Source organism: Dactylosporangium aurantiacum (genome assembly GCF_000716715.1).
Taxonomy (GTDB): domain Bacteria; phylum Actinomycetota; class Actinomycetes; order Mycobacteriales; family Micromonosporaceae; genus Dactylosporangium; species Dactylosporangium aurantiacum.
In genome coordinates this window covers 1-11,717 of record NZ_JNYJ01000011.1, presented here as the reverse complement: position 1 = coordinate 11,717, position 11,717 = coordinate 1, and the positions used below count along the sequence as shown (strand labels likewise).

The following is an 11,717-nucleotide window of genomic DNA, read 5'->3' as shown; positions in this document are numbered from 1 at the left end:
TGGCATGACCCCCCGACAAAAGCCGCGCGCGACATGTCCACTAGCAGGTGGAACGCCACTTTTCGGGCAGAGGGTGACCCCCGTCACCCTCTGCGAGTGTCAGCCAGGCGACACATTCCGCGCGTATTCACGACGGCTCCGGATGCCTCTTGTCGGTGTGCCAATCGGAAGGAGTGCCGCAGTGAACCTCTCCTCGATCAGCCTGACCCTCGTGCCCAACCTCACCGGCAAGTCGCCCACCGAGGCCGCCACGGAGCTGCGTGCCGCCGGCCTCGAGCTCGGCGTCATCCGCGAGGTCGGCCCCAGCGGCAGCATGATCGTGCTGGAGCAGTCGACCCTCCCCCTCACCGTCGCCCCCCGCGGGACCAGGGTGAACCTCCTCGTCGGCGTACCGTGACGTGACCCGCCTGAGCACCTCGGCGAGCACCAGCAGCAGCGCGGCGGCGGCATAGGCGAGCAGCAGCGCCTGCCAGGGCCGCCCGTCGAGGAACCGGCCGCTCGCGTACCCGATGAGCCCGGCCGTGCCCGCCCACACGCTCACCCCGAGGGCCGTCCACGCCTGGAAGCGCCCGGCGGGGTAGCCGACGACGCCGGCGGCGAGCGCCGAGGCGGACCGGCCGCCGGGCAGGTACCTCGCGAACACGAGCACCTGCCCGCCGCGGCTGGTCAGGGTGCGGTGGGCGAAGGCGTACACCCGCGGCCCCCGCCGGCCGGTCCGCAGCCGCCGCAGCACGCCGGCCCCGGCCCGGACCCCGATCCGGAACGACGCGACGTCCCCGGCGAACGCCCCGGCCGCCGCCGCGACGATCACCAGCCAGATCGCCGGCCGCCCCGCCTGCGCCGACACCACCGCGACCGCGATCAGCGTCGACTCGCTCGGCGACAACGGCACGACCGCGTCCAGCGCGGCCACCACGAACACGACCAGCACCACCCACGGCGTCGCCGCGACCGACTCCACCAGGTCCCGCATCGCCCGACTGTCCCGCGACGGACCGAACACCGACCGTCGCCGGGGCGACCGTCACCCGTCGATTTCGATACGTCCAGCCTGTCCGGCCTCGACGCGCCCGGGCCGCTCGACGGTGGCGTACCAGCCGAAGCACGCCGCGGTGCCGAAGTCCCCGACCGGCATCCGGTAGTGCCGGGCGAGCGTCCGCAACAGTCCGGTGTCCCCCGCGCCGCCGCCGTGCCCCAGCGACGGGACCACGCACCGCGGCGTCGGCACCAGCACCCGCAGCCGCACCCCGCCGATCTCCACCACACCGCCGGGCGCCGGGTCGCCGGGCAGGTCGAGCAGCAGGTTCGGCCGGAACCGCCGGTGGTCGACGGCCGCCCCGTGCACCTCCCCGAGCCGCGCCAGGGCGCCGGTCGTCACGACGTGCACGGCCCCGAAGTCGTGGAACCTGCCGCTGCCGATCACGCTGAGCACGTCACTTCCGGCCTCGGCGCCAGCCGCCCAGGTCGGGATCATGCCGGGCTCCCGCGGCCAGAACCGGTGCAGCACCGCCCCGTCCGGCACGACGTCGGTCACCGTCACCCGCCGTCCCAGCCACGACGACAACAACGCCCCGGCGTCCGTGTCCCCGCCCGCGCCGTCGGTCGCGGCGAGGGCCGCGGTCCTGCCGTCGGGCAGCCGCACCGTGCCGCCGGCGACGGTGACCCGCAGCAGCCGCTCCCAGAGCCGCGGCTGTTTCGCGCTGACCACGACCCCGTCCTCGTCGAGGCACGCCCACCGCCGGTCCCCCACGAGACCGTCCGCGGTGATCTCTGCCGCGTCGAGGCGCTCCCCTCCCGCGGACTTCATCGGGAACCGCCACAGCTCCACCACCCGCACGGGCTCCCCCATCCCTTGCCTGCGCCGGACGCTGTACCTCCGGCCCCACGACACTCCTGGCCGGCGACACTCCTGGCCGGCGACACTCCTGGACGGCGACACTCCTGGACGGCGACACTCCTGGACGGCGACGCTCCTGGACGGCAGCGCGACACCGGGGCCGCCGCCACCCGCGAGACGGCCGGCACCATGGCCTCTCACCGCCGGCGGACACCACCGTGGCGCGGACCTGGGCAGGGTCCAACGTCAAGGCCCACGTCGACGTCAACGGCGGCGCCAATCCCCACGCGCCACCCCCGACCGCACCCGGCCGGACCGCCACGGCACCCGGCCGGTCCGCGACCCCTCAGACCACCGTCAGGCCACCGGTCAGGCCACCGGTCAGGCCACCGTCGATGCCCGAGGGCAGACACCGCATCGGCGCCCCGGGCAGGCCGCCATCGACCTCCCCGGCAGGCACGGCACCGGCGCCCCGTCAGGCGGAGCGCCGGGCGGCCGTCAGGGGTGGGACTTCTCGCGGTCGGCGACCGACAGCAGCTCCTCCGCGTGCGCGATGCCGAGGTCCGAGTCCGGCAGGCCGGCCAGCATGCGGGCCAGCTCGCGGGCCCGGTCGGTGTGCTCGACGACCCGCACGCCGCTGGTGGTGACGGCGCCGCCGGTGTCCTTGGCGACCACGAGGTGCCGGTCGGCGAACGCAGCCACCTGCGGCAGGTGCGTCACGACGAGGACCTGGTGGTCGCGGGCCAGCCGAGCGAGCCGCTTGCCGATCTCGACCGCGGCCGTGCCGCCGACACCGGCGTCGACCTCGTCGAAGACCAGGGTGGGCGGGCCGCCGACACCGGCGAAGACGACCTCGATGGCGAGCATGACCCGGGACAGCTCACCGCCGGACGCGCCCTTCTGCAGCGGCTGGGCGGGGGCACCGGGGTGCGGCAGGAGCCGCAGCTCGATGTCGTCGGCGCCGTCGGGACCGACACCGGCCTCGGCGCCGCCGGCGGTGGGGACGGTGGGGCCGCCGCCAGCCGGCTTCGGGGCGACGACCACGTGGATGCGGGCGTGCGGCATGGCCAGGCCGGCCAGCTCGACGGTCACGTCGGCGGCGAACCTGCCGGCCGCCTCCTGCCGGGCCGCGGACAGCGCCGCGGCAAGCTCGGCGACCTCGCCGTGCAGGCGGCGCCGCTCCTTGTCCAGCTCCTCGAGCAGCTCGTCGGACGTGTCGAGCTGCTCGAGCTTGGCGCGGGCCCGGTCGGCCCAGGCGACCACGCCGTCGACGTCCTCCGCGTACTTGCGGGTGAGGGCGCGCAGGGCGGCGCGTCGCTCATACACCTCCTGGAGGCGGCCCGGGTCGGCGTCGAGGGACGCGAGGTAGCTGCCGAGCTCCGTCGACACGTCACCGGCGAGGGTGGCGACCTCGTCGAGGCGGGCGGCGAGCTCGCCGAGGACCCGGTCGACGCCCGTCTGCGCCTCGAGGGTCCGCCGGGCCGTCGACAGCAGGCTCAGCACGTCGGCGACGTCGTCGCCGCCGTCGCCGGTGCCGGTCAGCGACACGTGCGCCAGCTGCGCGGCGCTGCGCAGGCCCTCGACGTGCTCGAGCCGCTGGGCCTCCTCGCGCAGCAGCTCGTCCTCGCCCGGCTGCGGGTCGACCCGGCTGATCTCGTCGAGCCCGAGCCGCAGCAGGTCTGCCTCCTGGCTGCGCTGCCTGGCGTTGGCGCGGCGGTCGGCGAGGTCGTCCTCGACGGCGCGCCAACGGCTGTACAGCTCGGCGAACCGCCCGAGCAGCTTCTCGTGCTCCGGCCCCGCGTAACGGTCCAGGGCGGCGCGCTGCTCGGCGGGGCGCAGCAGCCGCAGCTGGTCGGACTGGCCGTGCAGCGCGAACACCCGCTCGCCGACCTCGCCGAGGACCGCGACGGGCACGGTGCGGCCGCCGACGTGCGCCCGGGAACGGCCCTCGACCGTGACGGTGCGGCTCATCAGCAGGGTGCCGTCGTCGTCGACCTCGGCGCCGGCGTCCACGATGCGGCTCTCGACCGCGGCGCGCAGGTGCGCGGGCAGCGTGAGCCGGCCGTCGACGGTGGCGCGGCCGGGGTCGGCGCGGACCCGGCCGGCGTCGGCGCGACCGCCGAACAGCAGACCGAGGCTGGTCACGACCATGGTCTTACCCGCGCCTGTCTCGCCGGTGATGACGGTCAGGCCCGGGCCAAGGGGCAGTGTGGCGTCTTCGATCACGCCGAGTCCGGTGATGCGGAGTTCCTCCAGCACAGTCAGAGACACTAGCCGCGGGGTACGACACTTCTCCACTCAGCCGTGCCGTTTGTTGTGTCTCCAACCATCGACCGGCAGCCCGAACTTCGCCACGAGGCGGTCGGTGAAGGGTCGCTCACGCAGACGGACCACCCGAACGGGGAGCGCGCCGCGCCGCACGGTGACCGTCGATCCCGGGGCGAGGTCCATGACCCGCCGGCCGTCGCAGGACAGCAGCGCGAAGCTGGTGAACGGCTCGACGTTCACCGTGATCGTCGACGACGGCGCGATGACGAGCGGCCGGCTGAACAGGGCGTGCGCGCTGATCGGCACCAGCAGCAGCGCCTCCAGCTCCGGCCAGACGACCGGCCCGCCGGCGGAGAACGCGTACGCCGTCGAACCCGTCGGCGTGGCGCACACGACACCGTCGCAGCCGTACCGGGACAGGGGCCGCCCGTCGACCTCGACGAGCAGCTCCAGCATCTTCTCCCGGGCGCCCTTCTCGACCGTGACCTCGTTGAGCGCCCAGGACGAGCCGACGGGCCGGCCGTCGTGCTCGGCGAACACGTCGACGGTGAGCCGCTCGTCGACGCTGTACGTGCCCTCGACGACCTCCCGGACGGCCTTGTCGACGTCGCCGATCTCGGCCTCGGCGAGGAACCCGACCTTGCCGAGGTTGATGCCGAGCAGCGGCGCCATCGCCGGCCGGGCCAGCTCCGCCGCACGCAGCAGGGTGCCGTCGCCGCCGAGGGCGAACACGATCTCCACGCCCTGCGCCGCGGTCTCCCCGCTCACCGGCACGGCCCGCGGGATGTCCAGCTCACCGGCCTCCTCGGCGAGCACCCGGACGGTGAACCCGGCGGCGAGCAGGTCCGCGGCGACGGTCCTGGCATGTTCGTTGTTGCTGCGCTTGCCGGTGTGCGTGACCAGTAGCGCTTCCCGGTCGCTCACGCCGTCACCTCCGCTGCGCTCCGGCGCCACCGTGAGCCAACACTGCGCCCATGGTTCGCGGCTCCTCCGCTGCGCTCCGGCCCGCTCACGCCCGCTTCGGGTGACACCGGCGGCGCGTCGCGGCGCAGCCAGAGGAAGAACTCGACGTTGCCCGACGGGCCGGGCAGCGGGCTGACCGTCACCCCGGCGACGCCGAGGCCGAGCTGCGCGGCGGCGGCCGCCACGTCGAGGACCGCCTCCGCCCGCAGCGCCGGGTCGCGCACCACACCGCCGTCGCCGACCCGCTCCCGGCCGACCTCGAACTGCGGCTTCACCATCGGCACCAGGTCACCGTCGGGTGCCGTGCAGTCGGCGAGCGCTGCCAGTACCAGCCGCAACGAGATGAACGACAGGTCGGCCACGGTCAGGTCGGCGGGCCCGCCGATCACGTCCGGGGTCAGGGTGCGCACGTTGGTGCGCTCGATCACCGTCACCCTGGCGTCGGTGCGCAGTGACCAGGCGATCTGCCCGTAGCCGACGTCGACCGCCGCTACGGACGCGGCCCCGCGGCGCAGCAGCACGTCGGTGAACCCGCCGGTCGACGCCCCCGCGTCGAGACACCGCCGCCCCTGTACGGCCAGCGCCCCGAACGCCGTCAACGCCCCGGCGAGCTTGTGCCCGCCCCTGGACACGTACTCGTCGCCGGCGGGCTCGCCCAGGACGCGGACCGCGTCGGCCGGGTCGACCTGGGCGGCGGCCTTCCCGGCCGGGACGCCCCGCACCTCGACGCGCCCGTCGGCGATCAACGCGGCCGCCTGCTCCCTCGAACGGGCCAGGCCGCGGCGCACCAGCTCGGCATCGAGTCGTGTCCGCCGCGCCATCACCGTTCCTCGATCGTGCCCAACGTCTCCTGCAGGGTGCGGTGGGCGTCGGCGTACACCGAGACCTGCCGCTGCAACGGCAGCGACGCTACCCCGTTGAGGGCCTCGACCGCCGCCTCGACCCGCCCGAGCGCCGCGGCACCCGGCGGACCGGGCACCGGCCCGGGCTGCGGACCAGGCACGGGACCTGCGGTGGTGCTCATCAGGACGACGCCCGCTTCCGCGGCGTGGCCTTCTTCACAGGCGCCACGTCGGACGCCTCGGCGATCTTCTCGACCGCGGCCTTCGCCGCCGCCTTCTTCGCCGGGCCGCTGCGCTTGACCGGCGGCAGGGGCGCGGCGGGCACCGGCTCAGGGGCCGCCTTCTTCGCCACCGTCTTCTTCGCCACGGTCTTCTTGGCGACCGTCTTCTTCGCCGCGGCCACCGCCGGCGACGCGGTGGCGTCGGGCTCGACGACCTCGGCGCCGACCGGCAGCGCCGGCTCCGGCTCGACCGCCGAGATCTTCGCCGCGGCCGCCGCGGAGGCGGCCTTGAGCTGCGCCTCGAGCTCGTGCACGCGGCTGGTCAGCGCCGCGACCTCCTCGGCCGTGGCGAGACCGACGGCGCCGAGGGCGCGGTCCAGCTCGTACCGCACGAGCTTGGTCACCGCCTCCCGGTTGGCGGTGCCGGCCTTCAGTAGGTCCTCGGCCATCGCCTGCAGCTGCTCGGCCGTCGCACCGCTGCGGCCGACGAGCTGGCGGACGGTCTTGGTGGCCTTCTTGGTCGTCGCCTCGGTCATGCCGTAGGCCAGTTCCAGGTATGCCCGCCAGGCTTCCTGCGCCATGGTTGCGCCTCTCCTCCAAGTGGTGTACCGCTGTTCACGCTACCGGGCGGTCCGTGACGCCGTACGGTACGGTCACAATCCAAGTGTCCGCATTGGACATTTGGATGCAGGGAAACGGGGGAATCATGGCCACGGTTGACGAGTGCCGCGCGGCGCTGGAGAAGCTCGCGACGCGCCTCGCCGAGAACGCGGCGGCGGCCCGGGAGAAGCTGGACTTCGACCGTTCCCTCGCCTGCCGGGTCACGGACCTGAACGTGGCGTTCCACGGGCAGCTGCAGGGCGGGCAGATCTCCGGCCTGACCGAGGGCGACGACCCCCGCGCGAAGATCAAGCTCACGTCGACGAGCGACGACCTGGTCGCGCTGGTCAACGGCGAGCTGAACGTGATGCAGGCCTGGACCAGCGGCCGGATCAAGATCGACGCCGGGGTGTTCGACCTGCTGAAGCTGCGCAAGCTGCTCTGACCTGGGCGGACGCCGACGTCTGCGTCTGCGCTTCGCGCGGCGGGCCGCCAGGTCTCGTTTCCCCGGCGCGCCGTCGTCCCGGCGGCGCTGTGTTCCGCGGCGCTGTGTTCCGCGGCGCTGTGTTCCGCGGCTCTTGTTTCGCGGTGCTGTTCCGGCGGGCCTTGTTTCGCGGCCCGCCCACGCGCGGGTCCCCGCCGGCGACGGCAGGTCGGTGCGTCGCCGGCGGGCCGGCCCCGGTGTCAGCGGAGCCGGCCGCCGCCCGCTACAGCTTCATCCAGCTCAACGCGGCCTCCGCCGCCTCACCCGCCGCCGTGACGGGCCGCACCTCGCCGGCCGCCCACGCCACCGCGCACAGCGCCTTGAGGGCGTCCACGCGCCGGCCGTCGCCGGTCAGCTCCCACCGGTCGCCGTGGTCGTCGACCCGCCACTGGTTCGTCCCGGCCGCCGGCGGCGCCTCGAACAGCCCACCGAGGTCCTCGGCGACGAACGTCGGCCGCCGCTCCACGGGCGCGGCGAGCAGCTCGGCGGCGTCGCTGACCCCGGTGAGGACGAGCAGGCTGTCCATGCCGGCCCGGTACGCGCCCTCGATGTCCGTGTCGAGCCGGTCGCCGACGACGATCGGGTGGGTGGCCGCCCGTTCCCGCGCCGCCTCGAGGAACAGCGTCGGGTCGGGCTTGCCCACGATCGTGTCCGGCTGCCTGCCGAGGGCCGTGGCGAGCGCCACGACCAGCGAGCCGTTGCCGGGCAGCGGCCCGCGCGGTGACGGCAGCGTCTTGTCCGCGTTCGTCGCGATCCACGTCGCGCCGGCCCGGATCGCGACCGACGCGTCGGCGAGGTCCCGCATGGCGACGTCGGGCCCGTACCCCTGCACGACCACCTCGGCCTCCTCGGCCGCCGTGACCGGTCGCAGGCCGACGGCCCTGACCTCCTCCTGCAGCGCGGGCGCGCCGAGGATGAGCACGGGCGTGCCCGCCGCGAACCGCTCCGCCAGCAGCAACGCCGTCGCGTGCGCCGACGTGACCACCTCCCGCACGTCGGCGGGGATGCCGATCCTGGTCAGCAGCGCCGCCACGTCCCCGGGCAGCCGCGAGGCGTTGTTCGTCGCGTACGCGCTCGGGATCCCCCGTTCACGCAGCTGCGCACACGCCTCCGCGGCACCCGGGATGACCTGGTCGACCAGGTACAGCACCCCGTCGAGGTCAAAGATGACCAGGTCGTAGTGGCTGACCAGGTCGCCGGCCGGGCCGGCCGCCGGGTCAGCCACGCGCGGTCCCGTCGCCGCGGGGGCCGGCCGGGGGCTCGACGTCGCCGTCACGGTCGTCGTCGGCTTCGTCGTCGTCCTCGCCGGTACGCCCACCGCCGGCCGACTCCTCGTCGCCCTCAGCGGCGGCCGGGACGTCACCGTCACGGTCGTCGTCAGCGTGGTCGTCGTCGTAGTCGTCCGCGCCGTCGTCTACGTCGTCGTCCTCGTCGTCCTCGTCGTCGTAGTCGTCTTCGTCGTCGTAGTCGTCCGCGTCCTCGTCGTCCGCGTCGTCTTCGTCGTCGTAGTCGTCTTCGTCGTCCTGGTCGCGGTCGTCCTCGTCGTCCTCGTCGTCGTAGTCGTCCGCGTCCTCGGCGTCCTCGGCGTCCGCGTCGCCGGCGGCGCGGGGCTCGTCGAGGTCCTCGTCGTCCTCGTCACCGTCCAGGACGATGCCGTCGAGCTCGAGGAGCCGCTCCGCCGCGTCGGTGGCCAGGTCCTCGTCGAGGTCGGCGGCGCGCGCGAACCACTCACGCGCCTCCTCCCGCCGGCCGGCGCGCAGGAGGGCGTCGGCGTACGCGTACCGCAGCCGCGCCGCCCACACCGCCTCGGGCGCCGACGTCAGCTCACGCACCTGCAGCATCGCCACGGCCGCGTCGTGCTGCCCCATGTCGCCCCGCGCCCCGGCGGCGACGATGAGCAGCTCGACGATCTCCTCCGCGGTCAGCTTCTCCCGGTCCGCGGTGCGGAACAGGTCGATCGCCTTCTCCGGCCGCCCGAGCGCCCGCTCACAGTCGGCGATGACGGCGATGTGCGTCTGCCGTCCCGTCATCCGGTGGTACGTCCGCAGTTCCCCGAGCGCCGTCTGCCACTCCCCGGCGTGGTACGCGGCCAGCCCGGCCGCCTCCCGCACCACCGCGATCCGCGACGCCTTCCGCCGCGCGACGAGCGCGTGCGCCAGGGCCAGCTCCGGGTCGTCGTCGATGAGCTGCCCGGTCGCCACGAGCCGCCGCGCGACCTCCTCCGCGACGGGCCGCGCCAGGGAGCTCAGCTCGCTGCGCACCTCACGGTCCAGCTCCGACGGGTCGATGTCGTCGGCGAGCACCGGGTCGGCGACCCGGCTGACCGTCTCCTCGCCCTCGATCTCCTCAGCCACGAACCCGGGGTCGCTCTGCCGCGGCCGGTACCCCCCGGCGTCGTCGCGCCGCAACCCCTCGGGCCGCTGGAACCCAGCACCCCGCCCACCGGCGTCGCGGTCACGGTACCCACCGGGCCGCTCACCACGATCGCGGTAGCCGGGCCGGTCGTCGCGGCCGCGGTACCCCCCGGGCCGCTCGCCGCGGGCGCCGCCGTCCCGGTCCCGGAAGCCACCGGGCCGGTCGCCACGGGTGCCGCTGTCCCGGTCGCGGAACCCTCCCTGCCGGTCGCCACGCGGGCCGCCGTCCCGGTCCCGGAAGCCACCGGGCCGGTCGCCACGCGGGCCGCCGTCACGTCCGCCGTCACGTCCGCCGTCACGTCCGCCGAAGCGGTCGCCGCCCGGACGGTCGCCGCGGTCGCGGTACGCCGGCCGGTCGCCACCGTCACGGTCGCGGAACCCGCCACGGGGCCCACCGTCACGGAACCCACCCTCGCGCGGCGCGCCGTCACGCGGGCCGCCGTCCCGGTCGCGGAACCCGCCACCGGGCCGGTCGCCACGCGGACCACCGTCACGGAACCCGGGACGGTCTCCCCGGTCGCCCCCGCTGCGGAAGCCGGGCCGGTCGCCACGGTCGCCCCCGCTGCGGAACCCGGGCCGGTCGCCACGGGAAGCGTTGTCGCGGAACGGCGGCCGGTCACCGGTCGGCCGGTCGCCACGGGGGCCACCGTCCCGGTCACGGAACCCGCCGCCCCCACCGTCGCGGAAGCCGGGCCGGTCCCCGCGGTCACCACGCGGGCCACCGTCGCGGAACCCGGGACGGTCACCGCGGGAAGCGTTGTCCCGGAACGGCGGACGGTCCCCACGGCCGCCCTCGCGGTCGCGGAAGCCGCCGCCCTCACGGTCGCGGAAACCACCGGGGCGCTCGCCACGCGGGGCGCCGTCACGGTCGCGGAAGCCACCGGGCCGGTCACCACGGGGAGCGCCGTCACGGTCGCGGAAGCCGCCGGGGCGCTCGCCACGCGGCGCACCGTCGCGGTCGCGGAACCCGCCGCCCTCGCGGTCGCGGAAGCCACTGGGCCGGTCGCCACGCGGGGCGCCGTCACGGTCGCGGAAACCGCCGCCACTACCTCCCCGGAAGCCGCCGGAGCCGCCCGGCCGGTCACCACGGTCACCGCGCGGGCCACCGTCACGGTCACGGAACCCACCGCTGCGGAACCCGCCCGAACCGCCATCGCGGTCGCGGAACCCACCGCCCTCGCGGTCACGGAACCCACCGCCGCTGCCACCGCGGAACCCGCCGGCACCACCGGGCCGCTCGCCGCGGTCGCCGCGGTCACCGCGCGGACCACCGTCGCGGAACCCGCCGGACCGCTCACCGTCGCGGAACCCGGGCCGGTCGCCGCTGGAGCGGTACCCGCCGCCGGCGCCGCCGGGCCGGAACCCGCCCTGCCGGTCGCCCCGTTCGCCACGGTCGCCGCGGAAGCCACCCTCGCGCGGGCCGCCGTCCCGGTTGCGGAAGCCACCCGATCCGCCGTCACGGTCGCGGAAACCGCCGCCGCCTTCGCGGTCGCGGAAGCCGCCGGGCCGGTCGCCGCCTTCCCGTGGGCGGTACCCACCGGAACGGTCCCCGCCCTCGCGAGGCCGGTATCCGCCGCCGGAGCGGTCGCCGCCGTCGCGGTAGCCGGGGCGGTCACCCGATCCGTAGCCGCCGGAACGGTACCCTCCGGAACGGTCACCGCCGGTCGTCCGGTCGCCGGAACGGTACCCGCCACCGGTCCCACCGGTGCGGGGTCCGCCGTCACGGTCGCGGTACCCGCCGGAGCGGTCGCCGCCGTCGCGCGGGGTTCGGGAGCTCGAAGACGATCCGCGGTCGCGGTCGGCACCGGTCCAACGAGGCTTGCGGTCGCCGGAGCCGGCGCGCTCGCCGCGGTCCTGGCCGCCCTGGTTGTCGCGGTCGTTGGGTCCTGCAGTCACGACTTCATCCTTCCCGACCGGGGTGCGCTGCATGCACTCGACCCGGTAAACGAATTAAGGGCCGCCCCATGAAGGGCGGCCCTTAATCGAAAATTTGTCCGGCGGCGTCCTACTCTCCCACACTCTCTCGGGTGCAGTACCATCGGCGCTGGAGGGCTTAGCTTCCGGGTTCGGAATGGGACCGGGCGTTTC

General features: G+C 75.2%; 10 protein-coding genes, 1 rRNA gene and 1 pseudogene. 2 read left to right on the top strand and 10 right to left on the bottom strand.

Annotated features, from left to right (window positions below):
* Positions 1-4 precede the first annotated feature (4 nt).
* Positions 5-397, top strand: a complete 393-nt coding sequence (locus tag OP18_RS62540) for a PASTA domain-containing protein (protein ID WP_081970785.1) — start codon at positions 5-7, stop codon at positions 395-397.
* 117 nt (positions 398-514) lie between these two features.
* Here OP18_RS62540 and OP18_RS62535 read toward each other — a convergent pair.
* The 7 genes and pseudogenes from OP18_RS62535 to OP18_RS14560 form a co-directional block, all read right to left on the bottom strand.
* Positions 515-973 (bottom strand): annotated as a pseudogene (locus OP18_RS62535) (DedA family protein); the annotation flags it as partial.
* Positions 974-1,024: 51 nt separating this feature from the next.
* Positions 1,025-1,849 (bottom strand): MOSC domain-containing protein, encoded by an 825-nt coding sequence (locus OP18_RS14580; protein ID WP_033359432.1) that lies wholly within the window; start codon positions 1,847-1,849, stop codon positions 1,025-1,027.
* A gap of 486 nt (positions 1,850-2,335) precedes the next feature.
* Positions 2,336-4,096: a DNA repair protein RecN gene (gene recN / locus OP18_RS14575; RefSeq protein WP_033359431.1), complete on the bottom strand. Its 1,761-nt coding sequence runs from the start codon at positions 4,094-4,096 to the stop codon at positions 2,336-2,338.
* A 39-nt stretch (positions 4,097-4,135) separates the two neighbouring features.
* Complete coding sequence (locus OP18_RS14570; protein WP_052386726.1) at positions 4,136-5,059, bottom strand: NAD kinase; 924 nt, start codon at positions 5,057-5,059, stop codon at positions 4,136-4,138.
* Positions 5,026-5,889 carry a TlyA family rRNA (cytidine-2'-O)-methyltransferase gene (locus tag OP18_RS14565; RefSeq protein ID WP_081970755.1) on the bottom strand — a complete coding sequence of 288 codons (864 nt, stop codon included), beginning with the start codon at positions 5,887-5,889 and terminating at the stop codon, positions 5,026-5,028. The genes OP18_RS14570 and OP18_RS14565 overlap by 34 nt, the downstream gene beginning before the upstream one ends.
* Entirely contained in the window at positions 5,889-6,092 is a 204-nt protein-coding gene (locus tag OP18_RS57135) for a hypothetical protein (protein WP_156089524.1), read from the bottom strand. The genes OP18_RS14565 and OP18_RS57135 overlap by 1 nt, the downstream gene beginning before the upstream one ends.
* Positions 6,092-6,712, bottom strand: coding sequence for a phasin family protein (locus tag OP18_RS14560; protein ID WP_245635382.1), 621 nt, complete (start codon positions 6,710-6,712; stop codon positions 6,092-6,094). Before OP18_RS14560 ends, OP18_RS57135 begins: the two co-directional genes overlap by 1 nt.
* A 125-nt stretch (positions 6,713-6,837) precedes the next feature.
* Here OP18_RS14560 and OP18_RS14555 point away from each other — a divergent pair, with 125 nt between their 5' ends.
* Positions 6,838-7,176, top strand: coding sequence for an SCP2 sterol-binding domain-containing protein (locus tag OP18_RS14555; RefSeq protein ID WP_033359430.1), 339 nt, complete (start codon positions 6,838-6,840; stop codon positions 7,174-7,176).
* 262 nt (positions 7,177-7,438) lie between these two features.
* Here the strand turns inward: OP18_RS14555 and OP18_RS14550 are convergent, their stop codons facing one another.
* The 3 genes from OP18_RS14550 to rrf all read right to left on the bottom strand — a co-directional run.
* Complete coding sequence (locus tag OP18_RS14550; protein ID WP_081970784.1) at positions 7,439-8,440, bottom strand: HAD-IIA family hydrolase; 1,002 nt, start codon at positions 8,438-8,440, stop codon at positions 7,439-7,441.
* Positions 8,433-11,525, bottom strand: a complete 3,093-nt coding sequence (locus tag OP18_RS62530; protein WP_245635381.1) for a hypothetical protein — start codon at positions 11,523-11,525, stop codon at positions 8,433-8,435. The genes OP18_RS14550 and OP18_RS62530 overlap by 8 nt, the downstream gene beginning before the upstream one ends.
* Positions 11,526-11,621: 96 nt before the next feature.
* A 5S ribosomal RNA gene (gene rrf, locus OP18_RS52485) occupies positions 11,622-11,717 on the bottom strand; the annotation flags it as partial.